A 24467-nucleotide genomic window follows, 5' to 3' on the forward strand; every position below is an offset into this window, starting at 1 on the left:
GCAGATTGGTAGTGAATTACTAAGCTAGGTCGTCTTATGTATCAAGCTCATTTTGATTTTGAACAGTTACCATTTACGTTAACGCCGAATACCGATTTTTTTTATGGCTTAGCACCTCATTTTGAGGCAATTCAAACGGTCATTTCGGCGTTAGAAATGGGCGAGGGGGTAGTTAAGGTTACAGGGGAGGTCGGCACAGGCAAAACCATGGTGTGCCGAATGTTGGTCAATCATCTCAATGATTGTACTGCTTTAATCTACCTGCCTAACCCAGTGCTATCTGGGGCTGACTTACGACAAGCCGTGGCTAAAGAGCTTGGTTTGATTACCGATAATGAAGCCACCTTAGTGGATAACATTCAACATAAACTTATTGAATTGCACAACTCAGGCTTACGAGTGGTTGCGATTCTTGATGAGGCTCAGGCTTTGTCAGATGAAGCTCTAGAGACCTTAAGGTTGTTTGGTAACTTAGAAACTGAAGATAAAAAGCTGCTGCAAATTGTTCTATTAGGGCAGCCGGAATTGGATGTTCGATTAGAGGCTTATCATCTAAGGCAATTTCGTCAAAGAATCACATTTAGTTCGACACTGAGGCCACTGAATCTCGATGAAACGGTAGCTTACATTGATAACCGGATCGCTAAATCTGGTGGCAAATATGCTCCCTTTAGCCTGAGCCATAAAAAAGCGATCTGGCGCTCTTCTTTGGGGATCCCAAGGTTGATTAACCAGTTGTGTCATAAAGCTTTGTTGCTTGCTTTTAGTGAAGATAAGAAAAATATAGAAAACCAACATCTCTTTGCTGCAATGCATGAAACATACGATGTGTGTAAACCTAAATTTAAAACGCCAATGCTGTGGGGTTGGAACTAATTATGAGCGTCATTAACAACGCCTTGTCTGAATTGGCAAAAAAAGAGTCAACAGCATCGATTGAAGCTGCGGTGGTACCTAAAGTAAAAACACGCTCTCCATTGGTTTGGGTGGTCGCAGGTTTTACCCTTAGCTTGGCCATGGGGGGCTGGGCTATATCACAAGGCCCAGCTGTCGATAACTCAATATCAACTCGAGATATACAAGTTTCCGTTATTGATACTTCAGAAGGCAATTCAGAGGGTAGTCCTGAAACGGCCATTACTCAACCTGTATCCTCGCCGACTAAGAAGTTAGTGACGCTAGATTCAGCGAACCTTTCGGCTCACAACACGGCAATACTAAAAAGTACTCAATCTAAATCGGATCCAGTCATTGCATCAACTCAGTCAGTTACAAAGCCTAAAGTAAACCCTGAATCTCAAGCCACACCTAAATCTCAAAGCGCACCTAAAGCTCAAAGTATACCTAAAGCAAAAGCAGCAAAGCCAATGCTTGTTGCTAGCGTGGCTAAAAAAGATCCCACACCAGTATCTAATCAACCTGAAACGTCTGGCGATTCAGAAAGCAATGGAATGTTGATTGAGCAGGTGGAACTAACGCCTGAACAACTTTCTATTAATGCTCAAGGCCGAGCTCAGAAGGCTCTTGATGCCAACGACCTTTCTGGAGCGTTGAAAGGTTATAACGAAGCGCTCCGTTATGATCCAAGAAATGAAGATGTCCGTCAGAAACTAGCAATTCTCTATTTTGGTAAAGGTGATACTCGCAAAGCGTATGAGTTATTTCAGTCGGGTATCAAACTCAATATCAACAGTGAAAAACTGCGCCTAGGTTTATCAAAGCTACTTGTGAAAGCCAATCAAGCGGAAGCTGCTTTGAGCCCATTAATACACTTACCGCCTAGTCCAACTCAAGACTACTTAGCAATGCGTGCTGCATTAAGTCAAAAGTCTCAGCAAGAAGATATTGCGCTAGAGAGCTACCAAAAATTGACTGAGGTCGATTCAGATAATGCTCGCTGGTGGTTAGGTTTAGCGATTCAGCAAGAACGTCAACTTGATTTCACGGCTGCAAAGCAATCATACCAAGGAGCATTGGTTAGAGTTGGGATCTCATCTCAGTCGCAAGGCTTTGTTCGTGATCGCTTAAAGATAATCAATGCTTTAGAGGAGAGTAGCGATGCAAATTAGATTAAGAAAAAGGCTCGGTGATTTGCTCGTAGAAGAGGGCATCATTACTGAAGAGCAAGTTGAACAAGCTCTGGCCGCTCAAAAAAGGACAGGCCGTAAGCTTGGTGATGCACTGATCGAGCTTGGCTTTTTATCAGAGCAGCAAATGCTCAGTTTCTTGTCGCAACAGCTTGCTATTCCTCTTATTGATATTAGCCGAGCTAATGTTGACGTCGAAGCTGTGCAGCTTTTACCTGAGGTTCATGCTCGCCGCCTTCGAGCTTTGGTCATTGGGCGTCAAGGTGACACATTACGTGTTGCAATGAGTGATCCTGCTGATCTGTTTGCCCAAGAATCTTTGCTGAGTCAACTAGGCGACTACGCACTCGAATTTGTCGTCGCACAAGAGAGACAATTAGTTGATGGTTTCGACCGTTATTACCGAAGAACCAAAGAGATTGCCTCATTTGCTGAGCAGCTTCATGCTGAGCATAAAGTTAATGAAGCCTTTGACTTTGATATCGCTGAAGAAGACAGCGACGAAGTTACGGTCGTTAAGCTAGTAAACTCGCTGTTTGAAGATGCTATTCAAGTTGGTGCGTCTGATATTCATATTGAACCAGATTCAAACGTATTACGTTTACGTCAGCGTATTGATGGTGTCCTGCATGAAACGTTGTTGAATGAAGTGAATATTGCTTCTGCACTGGTTTTGCGTTTGAAGCTGATGGCTAACCTCGACATTTCAGAGAAACGACTGCCTCAAGATGGTCGCTTTAATATTCGCGTTAAAGGTCAATCGGTCGATATTCGTATGTCGACTATGCCAGTACAGCACGGTGAGTCAGTGGTTATGCGTTTGCTTAATCAATCGGCTGGCCTACGTAAATTGGAGTTGTCAGGCATTCCGAGTGATTTGCTCGTTCGTCTTCGTCATCAATTACGCCGCCCACATGGCATGATTCTCGTAACCGGGCCTACGGGCTCAGGTAAAACAACGACTCTATACGGTGCGTTAAGTGAATTAAACGAACCGGGTAAAAAGATCATTACCGCTGAAGACCCTGTAGAATACCGTCTTCCTCGTGTGAATCAGGTTCAGGTAAACCCTAAGATTAACCTCAATTTCTCAACAATTTTGAGAACCTTCCTACGTCAGGACCCGGATATCATTCTTATTGGTGAGATGCGAGATCACGAAACCGTTGAAATTGGTTTGAGAGCGGCACTTACTGGTCACTTAGTGTTAAGTACTCTGCATACCAACGATGCAGTAGACAGTGCACTGCGTATGATGGACATGGGGGCTCCGGGTTATCTGGTAGCAAGTGCTGTTCGAGCCGTGGTCGCGCAGCGGTTAGTCCGTAAGGTATGTACTGATTGCAAGGTTGATGATGAGCTGGATGAAGCGCGTAAGCAATGGTTGAGTGTTCGTTTCCCAAACCAGCTAGGTACGCCATTTATGAAAGGGCGTGGTTGTCAAAATTGTAATTTGACAGGCTACAGCGGTCGTGTTGGTGTGTTTGAAATGTTGGAGCTCGATCAGCCTATGATGGATGCGCTTAGAGCCAATGATGCCGTTGGTTTTGCTCAAACAGCAAGGCAGTCTGAAAACTACAAACCGCTGTTAGCTTCTGCGATGGAATTGGCCATGCTGGGTGTTGTGAGCTTTGATGAGGTAATGAACCTTGGCGAAGGCGATGCTTCTGGTGCCACTGATCCAATTTATCTGTAGGGGTAGAGTGATATGCCAACTTATCGTTATGTAGGTCGCAGTTCTGATGGCAGTCAAGTGACAGGTCAGTTGGATGCGAATAACGAAGATCTTGCTGCTGACAGTTTGATGAGCAAAGGGATCATTCCAACTTCGATTAAACTTGGAAAAAGTGGCGGTTCAATCCTGGATATGGATGTATCCAGTCTATTCTCCCCGAATGTGCCTTTAGAGGTGTTGGTTCTGTTTTGCCGACAGTTGTATAGCTTAACTAAGGCGGGCGTTCCGCTATTAAGATCGATGAAAGGGTTAACTCAGCATTGTGAAAATAAGCAACTGAAAGTAGCACTTGAAGAAGTGGTCGCTGAGCTTACAAATGGTCGTGGATTAGCGGCGTCGATGCAAATGCACCCTAAGGCCTTCAGTCCATTGTTTGTATCGATGATCAGTGTTGGTGAAAATACCGGTCGTTTAGATCAGGCATTGTTACAACTAGCAGGATACTACGAACAAGAGGTTGAAACTCGAAAGCGAATTAAAACGGCAATGCGTTACCCAACATTCGTTATTACTTTTATTACAATAGCTATGTTTGTCTTGAATATATTCGTGATTCCTCAGTTTTCGAGCATGTTCGCGCGTTTTGGGGTCGACTTACCGCTTCCAACCCGTATTTTAATGGGGATGTCTGAGTTTTTTGTTAATTACTGGGGGTTAATGCTTGGGTTAATCTTTGGTCTTATTTTTGCTTTTAAAGCATGGGTTAAGACAGATAAAGGGTGGGAAAAGTGGGATCGACTGCGCTTAAAAATGCCAGTGATTGGTGGAGTGGTCAATCGAGCTCTATTGTCGCGCTTCTCACGTACTTTTGCTTTGATGCTAAAAGCAGGCGTACCACTTAACCAATCGTTATCGCTATCGGCTGAAGCTCTGGATAATCGTTTTTTAGAACTTCGTGTTCAAGGCATGAAATCGGCAATAGAAGCGGGCAGCACAGTCTCTTCAACCGCGATTAACAGCGAAATTTTCACACCACTCGTGATACAAATGATTTCTGTGGGTGAAGAAACGGGGCGTATTGATGAATTGCTGCTCGAAGTTGCGGATTTTTACGACCGAGAGGTTGATTACGATCTAAAAACGTTAACCGCTAGAATTGAACCTATTCTGTTGACCATCGTTGCGGGAATGGTGCTGATTTTAGCTCTGGGTATTTTCTTGCCGATGTGGGGAATGCTGGATGCAATCAAAGGTTAGAGGATGCTGAATAACCTACAGCGCTCACGTTTTGTTATTTGGGTTGCGGTTATTCTTTTTCTCGTTATGGGATTGCTTTCTGTATGGAAAACAGTAGAAGAAGAAGCAACGAACACGGCATTGATAGTTGCAAGTAAGCGAATCCTTGAGCAAGCTAATTTGTTCAAACAGCAGTATTTGTTATCTGGTGTGGCGCAAAAGAATGATTCGAAACCGCCAAAGACTTACAGCAGAACGGGGTGGGTTATGCCAATTAAAGACTCGACTCGAAATTGCGGTTATTGGTTGGAGCAATTATATCCTAAGGGGAGTATTTTAGGTCTCAGCTCTCCAAGTATTGAAGACAAAAGTGATAACATTCGTTTTCATTGCCGATATCATTATAGTGATAGGTATCAGATAGATATATTACTAAAAAAAGAAAGATTTAGTGTTAAAGTCAATATATTGGCCTTGTGAACGTATTGACGCTGTTTTTATGGTTTTATACATATTCAAATGTATAATGCGCATTAGCAATTAGATGAGTAGGTAGAAAGTGCTTAAAAATCAAAAGGGTTTCTCCCTAGTCGAGTTGGTCATAGTGATTGTCGTCGTGGGCTTATTAGCCGTTGCTGCTTTACCCCGTTTCTTAGATGTGACAGACGAAGCTAAGAAAGCCAGTATTGAAGGTGTCGCGGGTGGTTTTGCGACAGGAGTGCTTTCAGCAAGAGCTCAATGGGAAGCAGAAGCTCGTCCATCAGAAAGAATTGGTGTTGAAACATACAATACTGTAAATTACGATGGTGTTGATTTTTGGCTAACCAGATCAACAAGTAGCAATGGACGTACTAATTTTAGAGACGGCTACCCATGGTCTATAAACACAAATTCAGCTTCAGCTCCGTCTAATGATGTGACTGATGCTTCGTGTGTCGATTTAATGGAAAACCTTCTTCAGAACCCTCCTAAAGTTGGAACATTAACCAATGTGGCTAATGGTTCCAATTACAAATATTCAGCGCAAGCGGATAATAGTAATGACTACTGTACTTACATTCAATTGGAAGGCGGTACTCAGCATCAATTCGTTTACGAGATTAGAACTGGTCGTGTGACCGTAACACTGCAGTAAACCTGCGTTTAAATATACATAGAGAGAAAAGACTATGAAAAAACAAAGCGGTTTCACCCTAATAGAACTAGTGGTGGTAATTGTTATTCTAGGTATTCTTGCAGTTACTGCAGCACCTCGTTTTCTTAACTTACAAGGTGATGCCCGTACATCATCTATGCAAGGCCTGCGTGGCGCAATGGCAGGTGCGACGGGTATCGTTTATGGCCGTGCAGCAGTAGATGGTCGTGAAGGTCAAGCTAAAACAGCTCTGGCAACAACGCCACAAACAACAGATGGTGTGGCTATTAACTTTGGTTATCCAACTTCTGCTGATATCGCAGGTGTTCCGGCTGGTATTGAAACTGCTGTAGTTGGTTTACCTGGTACCGATTGGGTTGTAGTGAATGTGACGGAAACTGGCGTTGTTCCAGACGCTGTCGCTTATTCATTTGCGGGGACTGACCCAGTACAAGCGAACAATGGTTTTGTATACGATGCAACTACACCTGCGAATAACAATGGCTGTTTTGTCATTTATGTTGAAGCTGCCAATGCCACAACACCAGCATTTGTTGATGTTGTCACTACTGGTGCGGATGGCTGTTAATAGTATTATTAGAGGATATCAAGGCCAGCATTGCTGGTCTTTTTTCTATCTGAAATTCAGGTAAGCGACAAAGACAACTTCCTTTCCCTGAGTTACACTTAATCTTCAAACTATCAAATATTTAGCGGATTGGATTTCGGTGAATCAATTCAATAGAACATACAGAAACATCGGATTTCAGCAACAAGGTTTTACTTTAGTCGAGTTAATCATTGTGATCTTGTTGATCGCGATTGTCTCTGCCTACGCTGCTAGCCGTCTTTCTGGAAGGGATAGCTTTTCTGCCTTTGCAGCTCAAGAGCAAGTAACTTCTGTTGTCCGCCAAGTTCAAGTGAATCGTATGCAGTCCAATGTGGACCTTGGGGCCGTCGTTGGAGAGAGCAATTTTATTCTCGCTATCGTTGGCAATTGTATCGGTTCCGAAGTGAGCTGTACCGCGCAAAACCAAGCGCGTAGTGATTGGGTTATGCTCGACGGGGTCACCTTAACGGCGGCATCGAATACCGCACCTGCCAGTCCCCTATCTCTAGTTAACTTTGATTTATTAGGCAACCCTACAACGGGTGAAACTCCTGCAGGCGTTGTCGTTGACGTTGCAGTCGGTGTGGTGATTACTATCACTTCAAATGTGAACACCTGCCGTGTGGAAATTAACTCGCAAGGTTATGTTGAAAATGGGGTGTGCTCATGAACACCATCCATAAATCGCCTGCAAAAGAACGTGGTTTCACATTAATTGAAAGTGTGATTGTGATTGTGGTTATGGGGCTCGCGATGATGACTATCATAAACTTTTTAGCGCCTCAGATTAGCCGATCTGGTGATCCTCATTATCAAACCCGTTCAGCCGCGTTAGGGCAGAGTGTGATGTCTATGATTCTTGCTCGAGGGTTCGATGAGAATAGCGACTTTGATGGCGGGGAGCTTAGGTGCGGTGAAGGGACAGTAGGTTCTCGTCAGGAATTCTGCTCTGGTGATGTAAACGATCCATTGAATCAAAGGCTTGGAGACGATGGAGAAAATGTTGAAGATTATAATGATGTTGATGACTACATCGGTTGCTGGGAACCAGGTGGCACGAATAATTGTAAAAATCTAAATGACCTTATAGGTATGGAGGCAAACAGGGCAACAACCTACAGCAACTACCGCTTAGAAATTAGTGTGACGTACCAAGTTGTAGATCAACTAAAACGAATCAACCTAACTATTTTAGCCTTAAATCAGCCCCCTATCGTGCTGGATGCCTATCGAGGGAATTACTAATGAGAAGGCAAGGTTTCACTCTTATTGAAATGATTATCACCATGATTGTTGGTAGCATTTTAGTTGTAGGCATTGCTGGGTTTGTTGAATTGGGTGCGCGTGGCTATGCGGACACCGTAGATAGGCAGCGTTTACAAACTCAAGCCAAGTTTGTCTTGGAAAAAATCACTCGTGAAGTGCGTCATGTTGTACCGAATATGTTCAATCAGAATGCTGTCGTCCCGGGAGCTCGCTGTGTTTCATTTTTCCCTATCGTTACCTCTGGGATTTATGCGGTGTCGGGCGATGATATTCAATTTGTTACGGCTGATAATACACTGACGACAGCTGCGCTAACCCCATTATCTTTGGTGATAAACCCTACAGAGGCGGCGCCGACCAATAATATTTTCCCCTTAGCTACTGTAACTGCAACCAATAATACTTTCTTGCTTGCTAATGAGTCTGTAAACCTTGTGGGTAATTCGGTTTCAAATCGACACTATATTTACAATCCTAATGGCCGCGTCACCTATTGCATTGTGAATGGCCGAGTATGGAGAAGTGAAGGTAATGGCGCGCTAATCCCAATTTCGGATACGGGAGTGACTGGGGATTTAGACTATCAACCCGCAAATGTTCAGCGTAATGGTGTCGTCCATCTTGAGTTTGAATTTAGAAACCAAGTCGGGGATGAACTGACCAATTTCCAGCAAGACATACAGGTGATCAATGTTCCTTAAAAAAAGACAAGTCGGAAGCCTGTATATTGTCGTCATCTTTGTCTTGGTGGTGATGGGGTTTCTTGCTACAACCTTAAGCCGCATAGAGTGGTCCAATAATGACGCACATACAAAAGATGTGATTGGTACTCAAGCCCATCTTTTAGCTCATTCGGCAATAGAGCGAGCCTTAATGCAGATATATCCACCTAGAGCCAACACAACGGTTTCATTTGATGTGGCTGCAGAGTGTACAAACTTGAATGGAACAGCAATGAACTTCGCAACGACAATTACATGTGCAGATGTTCAAATAACGTGCTCACCAACAGGTGGTCAACTTGTCGATAATTCTCAATTGTATACAGTAAGAGCAGTCGCAACGTGCGGAACGGGTGTGAATTTAATGCAGCGTAGTCAAGATGTTTGGGTGAGATAATGAGAGTACTATTTTTATCATTGTTTTTGTTGTTTTCTCTAGGCATATCATCGTTTTCGTATGCTTCCACTTGTCTAACCAATGGCTCTTCTATAGATGCTCGTAATGGTTTTTGTATCACCTTTTCTCTTGAATCTGACGGGTCGAATCGAATTCGATTAGCGAATAGCCAATATTTCCCGTTATGGACAGATGATGATGATTTTTATGGTTACTATCAGCAAATCTTTGACGAAGATTATGAAGATGATGACGTCCTTCGACAATTTCAGGTTAAGTTTGAGCGTACTTCTAATTATAACGCTATATGGATAAGTGGGAAATTAACCTACTCAGTAGATGGTATCCAGAAAAAAGTTATTAATAACTTTGATTTATCTTATGCCACTGGCGCTTATGAATTCGACCCATTTGTTACCATTACACTGATTGGTGATAGTTTCACTAGTAGTTCCCAATACTGTATATCGGAAAAAGATTGCCATCCACTAGGGCCACGTTATAAGCCGCTATTTGAATTTGGAAAGGTAGACGCTAACTCTTGTAATAGATATACCTGTAGCTTCGATTTTGATGAAGATTTTAAAACGACGCCTGTCGTTATATTAATGCCTTCTTATAATCTAAATGATAATTCATCGGCAATGTTCGTCACATCTGTGACTAAAGATAGGCTTGAAGTTAAACAACGCTTCCCTTTAAGCTCAGATCCTAATTTAATGGACCCTATCTATTATTTTGCTGCAGAGGTTGGGGACGTAATATTAGATGAATCTCAGCCAGGGAAAATAATACGTGTAAGTAAAGTTGAGCTGAATCACTTCCAAACGGTAGGAAATACAAATGGGAAGGGTTGGAAACGGGAAACTTACTCTCAACGTTTCTCTACGGCTCCTATTGTCTTTTCTCAAGTTCAGCCCGATAACGGCAAGGATTTTTGGGTAACGACTGCACATGAAAATGTTGGAACTTCGAATTTTAGGCTGGCCTTAGAATTTGGCCGGCAAAATGTACCTACGCCTGCAAGCTATAGACGCAGAACTGTAGGGTACATGGCGGCACCTGAGTTTTCCGGGCAAACTTCAGATGGTATTCGTTTTGTTTTTAAGAAACCCAGTAGTTCATACAATCAAAGCGCTTCATTAGCACTGTCTTGTATTGATAATCAGGTCTTCCATGGCCAGTCTTTCCAAGACTTTGGTGTGATTGTTCAAAAACAAACTCGAAGTGGACCAGATGGAGGGTGGTTGAGGTTATGTGAACTATCGAATCCGAATTATTTTACATTTATGTTAGAAGAAGACGCTTCAAATCGCTCGCATCAGAAATATGAAAGAGTTGGGTTCTTTGCATTTGAAGAAGTAAGGCCAAAACCCCCTATTCAAAAATGTGATTACTTTCCTGAAATGTTGCAATCAAACCGTTATTTTCAAGGTGCAAATCCCGGAGAATGGACTCCATGGGATGGACAACTGGATATATCTTCAGGAAGTGGTACTGGAAATAATATCTATCTCGATCAAATTTCCAAATCAGAAGCATTAGGTTTTACTTCTTCTAGAGTGTCTGGCCTTGGAGCTTGTGTTTATAAAGACGGGCAGAATAGTGGCGGAAGTTGTACTGTGAGTTCTGCTAAAAATTTATTCCCGTTAGGTGTGCCTGATACCTCAGCTTTTAGTGCTTCCGGTGGGGCATTTATAGCTGATGGTAATAATAGGGTCACTGAGATTGATGTTGAGCGTGATGGGTACGAGTTTGCTTCATTGTCTTTTAGCGCAAATACAAGCACAGTTGTTTTTCCCGCTGGAGAGTATTGGATTGACACCATCAATTTCAATCACAACGATTCTTACATTAAAGTGAAAGGTGATGGCCCCGTTGTTATTCACTACAACCATATAAATTTTTCTAATAAAAGTCGTATATATATAAATGCGGGCAAAAATGATCAGGGTGACCCTGATTCTAATTACGATCACAATGACCTTTTTCTTGTTGGTCATGGTCGTTTTTCATCTTTTTGGCCTCAAGGCGGCTCTGATATTCGCTTGAATGCGAATGTGTATGTATCGTCAGAGGCTGTTAGTGCAGGTTTCGATATTAATGGTGTTGATCGCTTTCAAATGACCGGAGCAATTACTGCTCCTAGAGTTACGTTTAGAGCAAGAGATATTAGCTACATAAAGGCTCAATCGGTAGCCGGGTGTTACACGCCCCCTAGCCCAACGATAAAATATATAGAGATCAAACCAAACAACTACCACTTAACCTGTGACGATAAGGCTGAAGTCTATGTCGTGCCTTATGATGAAAACAGTCAACCAATGAGCGATGTCAACGGGGAGACTGTATCCATCAGTGCGCCTGAGGTGACTTTTAGTGGTGGGTCTTTTGATAACCAAAACAAAAGGTTTGTTTTTAATATTGATGGTCGAAGCGGCAATAAATACGGTGATGTGCTTGCGACTGCGTTAGTTACTGGAACGACAATCCAAGATCAAAAAGACATCAGCTTTGTACCTTATCGGTTTGATATTAAGCCGAGTTCTAATTCTACATGGGATAATCAGCCGCTAGAGGTTATTGCCGGAAAAGCAGAAGATATTGATGTTCGAGTCTTGGCTTGTAGTAGCAATGCATTATCAACGCCTATTGTGATGAATTATTCGGAAAAGTTAGATGTGAGCGACCTTAGGTACGTACTTCAAAAACCCGGAAGTGGCGGAGGCGGTAGCCTTGGCAGTGACGATTTTAACTTCTCTAAAGGGATGGTTGAGGATGTTGCGATTCAATTTGATAACTCAGGCGAGTTAGTTGTCACACTTGAAGATAAGAACTTTAGATGTTCAACCCAAGCTCCGGCAATCGCGAACTGCCCTAGCGATGGCGGTACGTTGAAAGGTCAAATTACCTTGAAGGCTCGTCCTTGGAAAATAGCAATATGTAATGTTCGTTCGGGCTCTTCGTTTAACCCTGCTAGTGGGGCAACAGGAGGTGGCTTTATACCAGCAGGAACTGACTTCATTGTGGACTATAAACCAATCATCCATCCAGATTCAGCATTAGGCATCACTGATGAGTGTACCTACCCAGTGACAAGTAATTATTCACTTGATAGTGGTCCCTTAGATTTAGATTTTAGTGTGGTTTATCCTGCTCCATCATTAAACCCCAAACCAGGGGTTGTGACACCTAGTGTCATTCCTTCATTTAGCACTAACCAGGTACTAAATACTCTAGCTCATACTTGGAGTGAGGTTGGCGCTATCGAGTTTATTAGTAGTGCTGTTTATCTTGGTCGTGATATACAAAAAGATCACCAAGTCATTGGCCGCTTTTATCCTGATTACTTTAATACGTTGAATAATGTGTGGGGAAACCCTGCAGGGCAAGCTTTTGCTTACATGAATCAAGAGTTTGATAATGTCTCCATTGACGTTGCGGCTTACAGTGCGTTGGGGAGTGAAACTCAGAATTACGGAAGTTTTAACACTATTCAGCAAGCTTTTTTTGAGTTAGATGAAGGGCGTTTACTCAACGGTAATCGCTTGAATTTAACTTATCGAGGTAGTCGAGGGGCGATCAATAACAACGATATATCATGGCAGAAGCAGGCTGACTTTTCGCCGGATGGTCCTTTTAATTTTGATGGTGGGCCAATTCGAGATGTCTCTTTGAATATTTTTACAGCAACACTTTCAGATCCTGTGCAATTCAAAACACAACCAACCGATCCTTCAGGCATGACAACACAACGACTGCCTGATAGCCAACCCAATGTGGCTTTTGGTCGTGTAAATTTGAGTGATGTAGGTGGGGTTGAAGGTAGTTCGATTACCGTTCCTCTTCAAGTTCAGTATTGGACAAACGGTGCTTTTATTAACAATGTATTTGATAGTTTCACTGATGTCGATGCTGAAATGGATGGAAACCCTACGGTTATATGGCCTGTTGGGGGAGCGACTACGGCGACATTAACGGGAACTGCTGATGTGAATAATGGTGTGTCGAACAACTTTACAGCGCAGCAAGCTACTAATGCTGCAACTAGAGAACAAGTTCAAATTTGGCAACAGCTTGACTCCATAAATAACAATATGCCTTGGCTAATGTTCGATTGGAACCAAAACGGTATTGATGAAGAAAACCCATCAACAGTAGTCACCTTTGGCATCCATCGCGGGAACGATCGTGTGATCTACCGAGGTGAAAGTGGCTTAATAGGTCAGTAATAATATGATTTTTTGGCTGTTAAGTTAGGAATCTGTAAGAAATTGTGGGTTTCAGTCCATGTTTATACTTCAATGCCTTGCCGTGACAGCAAGGCATTGGTACATTTAGTGCAATTTTTGTCTTCTAATTCTTGCAGGATGAGCGAAGAATATGTTTAAAAAGCTTCGTGGCATGTTTTCAAACGACCTATCGATTGATTTAGGTACTGCCAATACCCTTATATATGTAAAAGGCCAAGGCATTGTTCTTGATGAGCCTTCAGTTGTAGCTATCCGCCAAGATCGTGCGGGTTCTGCAAAGAGTGTCGCTGCGGTTGGTCACGCTGCTAAGCAAATGCTTGGCCGTACGCCTGGTAATATCTCAGCAATCCGTCCAATGAAAGACGGCGTAATTGCTGACTTTTACGTAACGGAAAAAATGCTTCAGCACTTCATTAAGCAAGTGCATGATAACAGTGTTCTTAAACCAAGCCCTCGCGTATTGGTTTGTGTTCCTTGTGGTTCAACGCAAGTTGAGCGCCGTGCAATCCGTGAATCAGCACTGGGTGCTGGTGCTCGTGAGGTTTACCTAATCGATGAGCCTATGGCTGCTGCGATTGGTGCAGGCCTACGTGTATCTGAGCCAACAGGTTCAATGGTTGTTGATATCGGTGGTGGTACGACTGAAGTTGCCGTTATCTCACTAAACGGTGTGGTTTACTCGTCTTCTGTACGTATCGGTGGTGACCGTTTTGATGAAGCTATCATCAACTACGTTCGTCGTAACTACGGCAGCTTGATCGGTGAAGCAACAGCCGAAAAGATCAAACACGAAATCGGTTCTGCTTACCCAGGCGATGAAGTCGATGAGATTGAAGTACGTGGTCGTAACCTTGCTGAAGGTGTTCCTCGTAGCTTTAGCCTGAACTCAAATGAAATCCTTGAAGCGCTTCAAGAGCCTTTATCTGGCATCGTATCTGCAGTTATGGTTGCACTTGAACAGTGTCCACCAGAGCTTGCTTCTGATATCTCAGAAAACGGTATGGTACTGACAGGTGGTGGTGCACTGCTTAAAGACCTTGATCGTCTGCTAACTGAAGAAACGGGTATCCCTGTTGTTGTGGCGGAAGAGCCATTAACGTGTGTTGCTCTAGGTGGTGGTAAAGCTCTAGAGATGATCGACATGCACGGCGGTGATCTTTTCAGCGAAGAATAGTATCTAGTGTTAGGCTCTTTTCTTATCTAGTTTTATGTAAAGAGCCTAAGACCTTGTCTATAGGATCAAATGTCGCTCTAGGACCAAATATAGAATGAAGCCAATTTTTGGTAGAGGTCCCTCTCTACAATTGCGCCTGTTTTTTGCTGTAACATTATCAGCCAGCCTTATGCTGGCTGATAGTCGTTTAGATGCATTCTCAAATGTCCGCTATCTATTAAACAGCATGGTTGCGCCAATTCAGTATGCCGCTAATTTGCCTCGCACCATGTTTGATGGCGTATACGACCGTTTTAGTACTCGCAAAGGGCTAATTGAATCCAACCATAATATTAAACGAGAAGTCTTGCGATTGAAGAGCGAGTTGATTCTGCTTGAGCAATATCAAGAAGAAAACAAGCGCCTTCGTAAGCTGTTAGGCTCTCCGTTTATCCGTGATGAGAAGAAGGTCGTCACAGAGGTTATGGCGGTGGATACTTCACCATATCGACATCAAGTGGTGATCGATAAAGGTCAGATTGATGGGGTGTATGAAGGTCAGCCTGTGATTAACGAAAAAGGCATTGTTGGCCAAGTCACTTTCGTTGCTGCTCATAATAGTCGTGTTTTACTACTGACAGATGCAAATAACGCAATTCCTGTTCAGGTTATTCGTAACGATATACGTGTTATTGCTTCTGGTAATGGCATGATTGATGAGATCCAGTTAGAGCACATTCCAACCAGTACTGACATACAAGAAGAAGATCTGCTGGTGACATCTGGACTTGGTGGTGTATATCCAGAGGGTTACCCAGTCGCTTATGTGACTGCTGTTGATTATGACCCGAAGCGTGAGTTCGCCGTTATCAAAGCAGAACCTGTAGTTGAGTTTGATAAGCTCAGATACTTGTTGCTTGTGTGGCCTGATGAAAATAAACAGATGCAAGCAGAACAATCCAGTATTGAACAAGCATTGTTAGAAGGTGAAAATGGCCAATAGCGTTTTAAGAAGCAAAGTAGTAATTGGCTGCTCATTTTTGATAGCACTTATTCTACAAACGATCCCTTGGCCGGGTAGTTTAGACCTATTCAGGCCATCTTGGTTATTACTGGTTACCTGCTATTGGGTTTTAGCGTTACCTTACAGAGTTAACGTTGGTAGTGCTCTAGTGCTGGGCTTATTGTGGGACCTTTTGATCGGTTCGACTCTCGGTATTAGAGGCATGATGATGGCAATAGTAATGTACATTATTGCAATGAACTTCCTCGTGATTCGAAATATGGCGCTATGGCAGCAAGCGATAATCATTGCAGCTTTAACAGTGTTGTTTGAGGTGCTGATATTCTTTGGTGAATATTTGATCCAAGATGTCGTTTTCAATCCGTTATCGCTATGGAGCGCATTGATAAACTGTATACTTTGGCCTTGGATGTTTTTATTAATGAGACGTGTACGTCGCCATTGGCATGTAAGGTAGAGTGACGATGGAAAAGAAACATTTAGTTTTGGCATCCGGCTCTCCACGCCGTAAAGAATTGCTATCTCAACTCGGTTATGAGTTTTCTGTCCTTGTAACTGATGTCGAAGAGTGTAAACACGCTCAAGAAACCGCCGAAGAGTACGTTAAGCGACTATCTTTAGATAAAGCCTTAGCTGCGTTGTCTTTATTGAAAGATAACCCTTCTGAAAAACAGCATGTCGTTCCTAGTTCTGATAATGTAGATCTTGGTTCTGGTGCTATTTCTCTTGATTATGAAACAGTGGTTCTGGGCTCTGACACAGTCGTCGTAAGCCAAGGGCAAGTGCTCGAGAAGCCAATAGACCTTGCTGACTCTAAGCGTATGCTTACTCAGTTAGCGAATGATCGTCACCAAGTGATGACGGCAGTTTCTGTTGTATCGGAAGAAAAACAAAAGACAGAAATCATTATTACCGACGTATGGTTTAAACCCCTCAGTGAAAAAGAAATAGAACAATACTGGCAAACAGGGGAGCCATGCGATAAAGCTGGTAGCTATGGGATCCAAGGTTTGGGCGGACGCTTTGTTACCCGAATCGAAGGTAGTTATTACGCCGTTGTCGGCTTACCTTTATTTGAAACGGACCAGCTACTGCAAGAATTCTTATAATTACTAATCTGAGGTGCACCATGAGTGCTGAATTGTTGCTGAACGTGACCCCGAGTGAGACTCGTGTGGCCATGATTGAAGGGGGAGCTCTTCAAGAGATCCATGTCGAACGAGATGCTCGACGCGGGATCGTAGGAAATATCTACAAAGGACGTGTAAGCCGTGTTTTGCCTGGAATGCAGGCGGCATTTGTGGATATTGGCCTTGATAAAGCAGCTTTTTTGCACGCCTCTGATATTGTCCCCCACACTGAATGTGTTGCTGAGAATGAAAAGAAGCAATTTCAGGTTCGTGATATTTCAGAGCTTGTTCGCCAAGGGCAAGATATTGTCGTTCAAGTGGTCAAAGATCCTCTTGGTACCAAAGGTGCTCGTCTAACCACTGACATTACTTTACCATCTCGTTATCTGGTGTTCATGCCGGGCGCAAGCCACGTTGGTGTTTCTCAGAGAATTGATAGTGAGTCAGAACGCAACCGCCTTAAGAAAGTTGTGTCTCGTTACTGCGACGAGCACGGTGGCTTCATCATCCGTACGGCAGCAGAAGGCGCAGATTCAAATGAGTTGGCGCAAGATGCCGCATTCTTGAAGCGATTATGGCTAAAGGTGTTAGAACGTCGTGGTAAGCACAAAGCTCGTACTCGCTTGTATGGTGAGTTGTGCTTAAGCCAACGTATCTTACGTGATTTTGTCGGTACTGAGCTGAGCAAGATTCAGGTCGATTCTCGTCTAGAATATGAAAACCTAAAAGAGTTTACTTCTGAATACGTACCTGAGCTAACAGACAAGCTTGAGTTGTATGAAGGTGATAAGCCTATCTTTGATATGTACGATACCGAGAACGAAATTCAACGTTCATTGGATCGCAAAGTCGAATTGAAGTCTGGTGGGTATCTGATTATCGACCAAACAGAAGCGATGACCACTGTTGATATCAATACTGGTGCCTTTGTTGGTCGTCGTAATCTAGAAGAGACGATTTTCAATACTAACGTCGAAGCGACACAAGCTATTGCTCGTCAACTTCGCCTTCGTAATTTAGGCGGCATCATCATTATCGATTTTATTGATATGCTGTCTGAAGAACACCGTAAGCGAGTACTAACTTCTTTAGAAGCTGCATTAGACAAAGACCGTGTGAAAACCAACATTAATGGCTTCACACAGCTTGGTTTAGTTGAGATGACTCGTAAACGTACTCGTGAAAGTATTGAGCATATTCTGTGTTCTAGCTGCCCTGCTTGTGAAGGTCGCGGTAGCGTGAAGACAGTTGAAACCGTTTGTTATGAAATTCTTCGAGAGATCACACGAGTGAATCGCGCGTATGACGCCGATAAGTTTGTTGTTTATGCGGCGGCTGCCGTTGCCGAGGCGTTAGAAGGCGAGGAATCTCATGCGCTTGCTGAGCTTGAAGTGTTTATTGGTAAGCAAGTTAAAATCCAGGCTGAGCCTCTGTACATACAAGAGCAGTTTGATGTTGTTATGATGTAATGGATATTTTGTGAGTTCAAGCGTTACTCTGATTCTTCGTACATGTCTATGGTTAGTGGTTACTCTCTTAGTAACACTAGCCATTGCTGTCACTACACTGCGTGTAGCCTTACCCAATTTAAATAAGTATCAATCTGAAATTGAGCTTTGGGTAAACCAACATTCCGGTTTTGAGTTTTCTATTCAAGATGTGGGTGGTTTTTGGCGTAACACTCACCCCTCTATTGCTCTGCAAGGTGTTAAGGCTAGCCTTCCCAACGCAGAAGATGTGGTTTTCTCTGTTGAGCGTGTTGAAGTTGAGTTTGACTTGATTCAATCGGTCGTGCAGATGCGTCCTGTCGTGGCCGATTTGGTCATGAATCAAATGTACCTCGACATCCGCTCAATTGATCTATTTGCCGGGCAAAACGGTAAAGATGAACCTAAAGACCCCGGCTCTTCCAAGCGAGTGATGCAGGAGCTGGACAATTTACTTTTAAAAACTTTGGTGGATGTGACCGCTAAAGATTCCTCTCTTCTATATCGAACTATCTCTGGTGAAGAACGTCAGCTTGATATCGAAACTTTAAAATGGCAAAACTCAGGTAAACATCACCTTGCGGAGGGGGTAGTAAGTATTAAAGACGCTAACCTCAACTCTTTGTCAGTAAGTGCTAACTTTGTTGATGGTGGTTCTTTAACTGATATGACGGGCGAGTTTTATGTCAGCGCGGATAGTATCTCAGTAATGCCTTGGTTAACTCGTTATATGCAGGCAGAATCCGGCATTGATACGGTCACGGTGAGCTTGAATAGCTGGCTAACGCTACGAAATAGCAAGCCAGTTAGCGCTTATGTTGAGGTATTACCTTCAGAACTGACTTGGAATGAAGATGGTCAACATGACTTGATGCTTGAGTCGGGTGTTTTTAAATTATCTCCCATTGATGGTGGATGGCAGGTTAATGGTCACTCACTAAATCTAAGAACGGATGACAGACCTTGGCCTGAACTTGATGTCGCTTTCAAGTGGAATAGCGGTCCTTGGGAACTTAATGTTTCTGAACTTGATGTTGAAACCATTACTCCGTTGATCAAGTTGATGCCAGATTCTTCGCAATCTACCCAAATGATCAATGCATTGGCTCCGGGCGGTATCGTTTCAGACATTCGCGTTGCGATGGGCTCTGGAATTGAAAGCTTGCGTTACTCTGCGAACTTTTCTGATTTGGCGATCGAACAATGGGAGTTAGTCCCTGGCTTTAGCCAAGTATCAGGGCATGTGTTTGGCTCGGCTTCGGAAGCGAAAGCCAGCTTATATGTTATTGATGATGTGTTTCCTTATGGTGATGTTTTCCAAGCGCCTCTGAATATCAAACAAGGTCAGGTTGATATTGTTTGGCAGCAAGATGAAAACGGCTGGAAACTGTGGTCGGACAAAATCACTGCAGCCACGCCAGATTTACAAGTACTAGGCGCATTTCGCTTGGACTTCCCAAAGGATGCAAGTCCATTTCTATCATTCTACGGCGAAGCCGATGCTTATAATATCGGTGAGACATGGCGCTATTTACCTACGTTAGCGCTTGGTCAGGATCTTACTGACTACCTTTCTACAGCGATTCAAGCGGGTAAGGCAGAGACTGTAAAACTGTTGTGGCATGGTGAATTAGGGCAATACCCATATACTAATCATGACGGTGTTTTTCAAGTTTGGGTTGGACTAGAAGACGCTAAATTTAGCTTCGATACTGCGTGGCCATTGATAACCGACCTTCAACTTGATCTGTTATTTGAAAATGATGCGATGTATTTAGACTCTCGCTCAGCTCAACTGATGGATGTGACAGCAGATCGAATTACTGGTCGTATTCCTTATTTAGGAGAAGGCGGTCATATTGAAATTGAAGCGAAAGCAACGGCGTCTGGTAATGCTGTTCGTGATTACATGACTGCTTCGCCACTCGTAGATTCTGTGGGTGCTGCGTTAACCGCACTTAAAGTGAGTGGTGATGTCTCTTCTGAGTTTCAGCTTAATATTCCGTTTGATTCTGAAAAAGAACCTAGAGCGTGGGGGTATGCCGATCTAAGTGGTAACCATGTTGAGATTGAAGCCCCGCCAATGGTGCTAGAGAATGCTACTGGTCGTATTGAATTTGATAATGACGTCGTGACAGCCAGTGGCCTCGCGGCAGATTTACTTAGTCAAAGTATCTCTATTGACTTTAAAGGCCTTAATGATGGTCCAGGCTATGCCGTGGACCTTGATGTGTTAGGTGATTGGGACGTCAATCCCCTAAAACCTTATGTCGGAGAGCAGTGGTTAAGCCGTTTGTCAGGTCATGCACAATGGCAAAGCCAGATCGATATTCAACTTAATGACATTGGTTTTACTTACCAACTCGATTTGCAGTCAGACCTTAAATACTTGGCGAGTGATTACCCATACCCATTAGCCAAAAAATCATTAGAAAGCGGCTCTGCAAGACTACAAGCCTCGGGCAATCAAGAGTCGATTACAGCGCGTCTGCAATTGCCGAGCACTAAATACCAAGCTGAGATAGATATTACTGGTGATATTCCTGAGTTAACAGCGACCAATTTAGTTCTTGGTCGTGGTGGCTATAAAATTAGCCCTGTTGTTGGTCATCATGCGTTAATTCGTACTGATAAGTTCAATGCAGATGACTGGCTGTCGGTAGTGATGGAGCCAGTGCAGTCATCGGATGCTGTTCTTAGTCAGATGAATACGCCAACCATTCCAACGCCAAGTCGTGTCACCTTCGAGAGTCAGGAACTGATCCTCGGTGGTATTTCTTGGAATGATGTCGATTTTAGCGCTCGAAAAAACAAGAAAGCGTGGCAAGTGGAGGTTGCTAGTCAAGAACTAGAAGGAGATATCAATTATCTGCCTCCTTATGATTTGACGGTTTCATTGGATCGCTTGCACCTGTTTGTTCCTGAGTGGAGTGACAAAGCAAATCAAGAACAACTGCTACAACGTAAAGCACAAGAAGCACCATTGATCTCTGAGTTTGATAGAAAACTCCATGATGCGATGCCGAATTTGACGCTGACCCTGAATGACTTCTGGCTGCAAGGTTACAAAGTTGGCAAGGTCGATGTTGAAATGACGAGGAGCGAAAACCGCATTGAGTGGAATAAGATTCAGGTTCGAAGCGGCGGAAACAAAGCAGATATCAGTGGCTGGTGGGAATTGAATGGTGGCAAGAGTCATTCATCTCTGACCGTTGATGTTGAGGGTGAAAACAACAGTGAGTTAATGGAACGTTTCGGTATTACTTCCGGGATTCAAAAAGCGCCCTTTGAGTTAGAAGGTCAACTGACTTGGGACGGCTCCCCTTGGGGGATCAAGATGGACACCTTAGATGGCAATGTTGAAACCCAATTTGGTAAAGGCATCATATCTGATGTGAGCGGTGCAGCTCGATTGTTAGGGTTGTTCAGCCTAGATTCGATCATCCGTAAGATGCAGCTCGATTTCTCAGACGTGTTTGATAAAGGCATGGCCTTTAATAGCATCACAGGTACTGGCGAGATTCAAAATGGTATCTTCCTGACTAACGATCTCAATATGGATGCGGTCGCCGGTGAGATGAAAATTAAAGGGATCGCTAACCTCAACACGCGCCTAGTCGATGCTGAAGTGAACTTTACCCCAGATATTACCTCGGGGATTCCAGTATTGACTGCGTTTGCGGTAACCCCACAAACGGCGCTATATGTGTTGGCGGTGACCACGGTTATTTCGCCGGTTGTTGAAGTCTTTACTCAAGTTAATTACTCGGTCAAAGGACCATTAGATTCACCAACAGTGAGTGAGCTTTCACGTAGTTCTGGTGAATTTGAGTTGCCAGAGAAACTCAGGAAATTGGCTCAATAGTCGTTAATCAGCGAGACGGTTACTGCGTTTGGTGCTTAATTACGCGTCAAATGTCGATTTCTGAATCATAATGAATGGAGGAGCGATACACATGGATTGTGTTGGATTGATTCAAATGACATCGGGCCCTAGCCCTGAATTGAACTTTGACTACCTTGCTCAAGAAGTAGCAAAGTGCAAAGAGTTAGGGGCTAAGTGGGTAGTATGCCCTGAAAACGCGTTAGTCTTTGGCAGTAAAGCCGACTATCACCAATATGCTGAGCCTCTAAATAATGGCCCATTGCAAAAGAAAATCTCTGAATTAGCAAAGCTTCATCGAATTTGGATTGTTATTGGCAGTATGCCGATAAGCACAGTTAAAGGCGTGACTACCACAACCTTGGTGATTGATGATTTTGGTTGCCTAGTTGCTCACTACGATAAGCTACACATGTTTGATGTAGATGTCGCTGATGCCCATAAGTGCTATCGAGAGTCGGATATTTTTGCTCCAGGCAACCAAGTTGTGACAGCGGAAACGCCTTTTGGTCGCTTAGGTTTGAGTATTTGTTATGATGTGCGCTTTCCACACTTGTATTCCGAGTTACGGAAGCAAGGTGCGCAAATTATTGTTGTACCTGCGGCTTTTACTGCGGTAACGGGTCAAGCACACTGGGAAGCACTGTTAAGATGTCGTGCAATCGAAACACAGTCGTGGATCGTCGCGGTAGGGCAAGGCGGAAAACATCCTTGTCAAAGAGAAACATGGGGACACTCTATGGTGGTTGATCCCTGGGGACGAGTGGTCGCACAGTTAGACCAAGATCCTAAAAGTATGGTGGTTGAGATAGACACATCCAGTTGCGAGTCCATTAGGCAAAATATGCCGATCACGCAACACTCTCGATTTACCAATCAATTTTAATTACAAACAAGAGCCATCTATGAGCATTAATCAAATTGAAGAAGCGCTACTGAACCCGACAGGGCTGACGGAGCAAAATATCGCAGATACATTGGCGAGTATTGCTACCCGCCAAATTGATTATGCTGATATCTACTTTCAGTCAAGCTGGCATGAATCTTTGGTGCTAGAAGACAGCATTATTAAAGACGGCTCTTTCAATATCGATTGTGGTGTTGGTGTTCGCGCAGTATCTGGTGAAAAAACCGGTTTTGCTTACTCTGACCAAATCCAATTGGATGGTCTTAAGCAGAGCGCAATTGCGGCTCGTGGTATCGCGAAGCAAGGCCAAAACGGTAAGGTTCACGCGTTCAAGCGCAATTCTAACCAAGCTTACTATGATGCAGTTAACCCGCTAGCAAGCTGGGAAAAACAGCAAAAAACAGAACTACTGAAATCATTGGACGCTTACATTCGCACTAAAGAGCCGATGGTGACTGAAGTATCGGTAAGCCTAAGTGGTGTGCATGAGCAGATGCTGGTTGCGGCGACGGATGGTACTTACGCTGGCGATATTCGTCCGTTGGTTCGTCTATCAATTAGCGTGCTAGCGCAGAAAGGCGATCGTCGTGAGCGCGGGAGTGCTGGTGGTGGTGGCCGTTTTGGTTACGACTTCTTCTTGAGCGATGACAAAGGTACTCAGGTTGCTTATCAGTTTGCTGACGAAGCGATTCGCCAAGCTCTTGTTAACCTTGAAGCGGTGGCTGCGCCTGCTGGTGCAATGCCTGTGGTCCTTGGTTCTGGCTGGCCGGGCGTTCTATTGCACGAAGCGGTAGGTCACGGTTTAGAAGGTGATTTTAACCGTAAAGAGTCATCTGTATTCTCTGGTAAAGTTGGCGAGCAAGTCACCTCAAGCCTATGTACGATTGTGGATGACGGTACATTGACTGATCTGCGTGGTTCACTGAACGTCGATGATGAAGGTGTTAATGGTCAGTACAACACGCTAATCGAAAACGGCATCCTAAAAGGTTACATGCAAGATAAGCTGAACGCTCGTCTAATGGGTGTAGCACCGACAGGTAACGGTCGTCGTGAGTCTTACGCGCATCTTCCTATGCCGCGCATGACGAACACTTACATGCTACCGGGTGAGCACACGCCAGAAGAGATCATCGCGACGGTTGAGAAAGGTATCTACGCACCGAACTTCGGTGGCGGCCAGGTTGATATTACTTCAGGTAAGTTTGTATTTTCAGCTTCTGAAGCGTACATGATTGAAAACGGTAAGATCACTCACCCAGTGAAGGGCGCGACGCTAATCGGTTCGGGTATCGAAGCAATGCAGCAGGTGTCTATGGTCGGTAATGATCTAAGTATCGACCGTGGTGTTGGTGTGTGTGGTAAGGCTGGTCAAAGTGTACCAGTGGGTGTTGGTCAACCAACATTGAAACTAGACTCGCTAACTGTCGGTGGTACTGAGTAAAGCAGACTAGCCTCTGAAAAATTACTATAAAGATAAATTGAAAAGCGCCTCCAATGTG

The 24467-nt window shown here is 43.7% G+C and carries 20 protein-coding genes; all 20 read left to right on the forward strand.

All coding sequences use genetic code 11. The annotated features are described in order from the left end of the window. Window positions 1–36 precede the first annotated feature (36 nt). The 20 genes from OCV30_RS01950 (at window position 37) to tldD (ending at window position 24409) form a co-directional block, all read left to right on the forward strand. Entirely contained in the window at window positions 37–876 is an 840-nt protein-coding gene (locus OCV30_RS01950; RefSeq protein ID WP_065680122.1) for an ExeA family protein, read from the forward strand. Window positions 877–878: 2 nt separating this feature from the next. After that, window positions 879–2069 carry a tetratricopeptide repeat protein gene (locus OCV30_RS01955; protein ID WP_065680123.1) on the forward strand — a complete coding sequence of 397 codons (1191 nt, stop codon included), beginning with the start codon at window positions 879–881 and terminating at the stop codon, window positions 2067–2069. Next, entirely contained in the window at window positions 2059–3783 is a 1725-nt protein-coding gene (locus tag OCV30_RS01960; RefSeq protein WP_065680124.1) for an MSHA fimbrial ATPase MshE, read from the forward strand. Before OCV30_RS01955 ends, OCV30_RS01960 begins: the two co-directional genes overlap by 11 nt. Window positions 3784–3795: 12 nt before the next feature. Further along, window positions 3796–5019 carry a type II secretion system F family protein gene (locus OCV30_RS01965; protein WP_065680125.1) on the forward strand — a complete coding sequence of 408 codons (1224 nt, stop codon included), beginning with the start codon at window positions 3796–3798 and terminating at the stop codon, window positions 5017–5019. 3 nt (window positions 5020–5022) lie between these two features. After that, window positions 5023–5478, forward strand: a complete 456-nt coding sequence (locus tag OCV30_RS01970) for an MSHA biogenesis protein MshF (protein ID WP_065680126.1) — start codon at window positions 5023–5025, stop codon at window positions 5476–5478. A 79-nt stretch (window positions 5479–5557) separates the two neighbouring features. Continuing rightward, the gene (locus OCV30_RS01975) at window positions 5558–6133 is read left to right on the forward strand and encodes a prepilin-type N-terminal cleavage/methylation domain-containing protein (RefSeq protein ID WP_065680127.1); all 576 of its coding nucleotides are present in this window, start codon (window positions 5558–5560) and stop codon (window positions 6131–6133) included. A 34-nt stretch (window positions 6134–6167) separates the two neighbouring features. After that, window positions 6168–6722, forward strand: coding sequence for a type II secretion system protein (locus OCV30_RS01980; RefSeq protein WP_065680128.1), 555 nt, complete (start codon window positions 6168–6170; stop codon window positions 6720–6722). A gap of 139 nt (window positions 6723–6861) precedes the next feature. After that, a complete protein-coding gene (locus OCV30_RS01985; protein ID WP_065680129.1) occupies window positions 6862–7413 on the forward strand; it encodes a prepilin-type N-terminal cleavage/methylation domain-containing protein in 552 nt (183 codons plus the stop codon). Further along, window positions 7404–7988, forward strand: a complete 585-nt coding sequence (locus OCV30_RS01990) for a type IV pilus modification PilV family protein (RefSeq protein ID WP_209439707.1) — start codon at window positions 7404–7406, stop codon at window positions 7986–7988. Before OCV30_RS01985 ends, OCV30_RS01990 begins: the two co-directional genes overlap by 10 nt. Then, a complete protein-coding gene (locus OCV30_RS01995; RefSeq protein WP_065680131.1) occupies window positions 7988–8710 on the forward strand; it encodes a PilW family protein in 723 nt (240 codons plus the stop codon). Before OCV30_RS01990 ends, OCV30_RS01995 begins: the two co-directional genes overlap by 1 nt. Further along, window positions 8700–9128, forward strand: a complete 429-nt coding sequence (locus OCV30_RS02000) for an MSHA biogenesis protein MshP (protein ID WP_065680132.1) — start codon at window positions 8700–8702, stop codon at window positions 9126–9128. The genes OCV30_RS01995 and OCV30_RS02000 overlap by 11 nt, the downstream gene beginning before the upstream one ends. Further along, window positions 9128–13360, forward strand: coding sequence for a DUF6701 domain-containing protein (locus OCV30_RS02005; protein ID WP_065680133.1), 4233 nt, complete (start codon window positions 9128–9130; stop codon window positions 13358–13360). Before OCV30_RS02000 ends, OCV30_RS02005 begins: the two co-directional genes overlap by 1 nt. 151 nt (window positions 13361–13511) lie before the next feature. Further along, entirely contained in the window at window positions 13512–14555 is a 1044-nt protein-coding gene (locus tag OCV30_RS02010) for a rod shape-determining protein (RefSeq protein WP_009847850.1), read from the forward strand. A gap of 94 nt (window positions 14556–14649) precedes the next feature. After that, entirely contained in the window at window positions 14650–15537 is an 888-nt protein-coding gene (mreC, locus tag OCV30_RS02015) for a rod shape-determining protein MreC (RefSeq protein ID WP_012603147.1), read from the forward strand. Next, window positions 15527–16015, forward strand: coding sequence for a rod shape-determining protein MreD (gene mreD / locus OCV30_RS02020; protein ID WP_009847848.1), 489 nt, complete (start codon window positions 15527–15529; stop codon window positions 16013–16015). The genes mreC and mreD overlap by 11 nt, the downstream gene beginning before the upstream one ends. Window positions 16016–16022: 7 nt before the next feature. After that, the gene (locus OCV30_RS02025) at window positions 16023–16667 is read left to right on the forward strand and encodes a Maf family protein (RefSeq protein WP_065680134.1); all 645 of its coding nucleotides are present in this window, start codon (window positions 16023–16025) and stop codon (window positions 16665–16667) included. A 20-nt stretch (window positions 16668–16687) separates the two neighbouring features. Continuing rightward, on the forward strand, window positions 16688–18157 hold the full coding sequence (rng, locus tag OCV30_RS02030; protein ID WP_009847846.1) for a ribonuclease G: 1470 nt from the start codon (window positions 16688–16690) through the stop codon (window positions 18155–18157). 10 nt (window positions 18158–18167) lie between these two features. Then, window positions 18168–22040: a YhdP family protein gene (locus OCV30_RS02035; RefSeq protein ID WP_065680135.1), complete on the forward strand. Its 3873-nt coding sequence runs from the start codon at window positions 18168–18170 to the stop codon at window positions 22038–22040. A 91-nt stretch (window positions 22041–22131) separates the two neighbouring features. Beyond that, the gene (locus OCV30_RS02040) at window positions 22132–22944 is read left to right on the forward strand and encodes a carbon-nitrogen hydrolase family protein (RefSeq protein WP_065680136.1); all 813 of its coding nucleotides are present in this window, start codon (window positions 22132–22134) and stop codon (window positions 22942–22944) included. Window positions 22945–22963: 19 nt separating this feature from the next. After that, a complete protein-coding gene (gene tldD, locus OCV30_RS02045) occupies window positions 22964–24409 on the forward strand; it encodes a metalloprotease TldD (RefSeq protein WP_065680137.1) in 1446 nt (481 codons plus the stop codon). The last annotated feature ends 58 nt before the right edge of the window (window positions 24410–24467 follow it).

Source organism: Vibrio atlanticus (assembly GCF_024347315.1).
GTDB classification, from domain to species: Bacteria; Pseudomonadota; Gammaproteobacteria; order Enterobacterales; family Vibrionaceae; genus Vibrio; species Vibrio atlanticus.

Coding starts and splice junctions, on each gene's coding strand:
- OCV30_RS02040 (WP_065680136.1), top strand. CDS start 22,132: ATGGATTGTGTTGGATTGATTCAAATGACATCGGGCCCTAGCCCTGAA.
- mreD (WP_009847848.1), top strand. CDS start 15,527: ATGGCCAATAGCGTTTTAAGAAGCAAAGTAGTAATTGGCTGCTCATTT.
- OCV30_RS01970 (WP_065680126.1), top strand. CDS start 5,023: ATGCTGAATAACCTACAGCGCTCACGTTTTGTTATTTGGGTTGCGGTT.
- OCV30_RS02025 (WP_065680134.1), top strand. CDS start 16,023: ATGGAAAAGAAACATTTAGTTTTGGCATCCGGCTCTCCACGCCGTAAA.
- OCV30_RS02005 (WP_065680133.1), top strand. CDS start 9,128: ATGAGAGTACTATTTTTATCATTGTTTTTGTTGTTTTCTCTAGGCATA.
- OCV30_RS02000 (WP_065680132.1), top strand. CDS start 8,700: ATGTTCCTTAAAAAAAGACAAGTCGGAAGCCTGTATATTGTCGTCATC.
- tldD (WP_065680137.1), top strand. CDS start 22,964: ATGAGCATTAATCAAATTGAAGAAGCGCTACTGAACCCGACAGGGCTG.
- OCV30_RS01995 (WP_065680131.1), top strand. CDS start 7,988: ATGAGAAGGCAAGGTTTCACTCTTATTGAAATGATTATCACCATGATT.
- rng (WP_009847846.1), top strand. CDS start 16,688: ATGAGTGCTGAATTGTTGCTGAACGTGACCCCGAGTGAGACTCGTGTG.
- OCV30_RS01950 (WP_065680122.1), top strand. CDS start 37: ATGTATCAAGCTCATTTTGATTTTGAACAGTTACCATTTACGTTAACG.
- OCV30_RS01960 (WP_065680124.1), top strand. CDS start 2,059: ATGCAAATTAGATTAAGAAAAAGGCTCGGTGATTTGCTCGTAGAAGAG.
- OCV30_RS01965 (WP_065680125.1), top strand. CDS start 3,796: ATGCCAACTTATCGTTATGTAGGTCGCAGTTCTGATGGCAGTCAAGTG.
- OCV30_RS01955 (WP_065680123.1), top strand. CDS start 879: ATGAGCGTCATTAACAACGCCTTGTCTGAATTGGCAAAAAAAGAGTCA.
- mreC (WP_012603147.1), top strand. CDS start 14,650: ATGAAGCCAATTTTTGGTAGAGGTCCCTCTCTACAATTGCGCCTGTTT.
- OCV30_RS01980 (WP_065680128.1), top strand. CDS start 6,168: ATGAAAAAACAAAGCGGTTTCACCCTAATAGAACTAGTGGTGGTAATT.
- OCV30_RS02010 (WP_009847850.1), top strand. CDS start 13,512: ATGTTTAAAAAGCTTCGTGGCATGTTTTCAAACGACCTATCGATTGAT.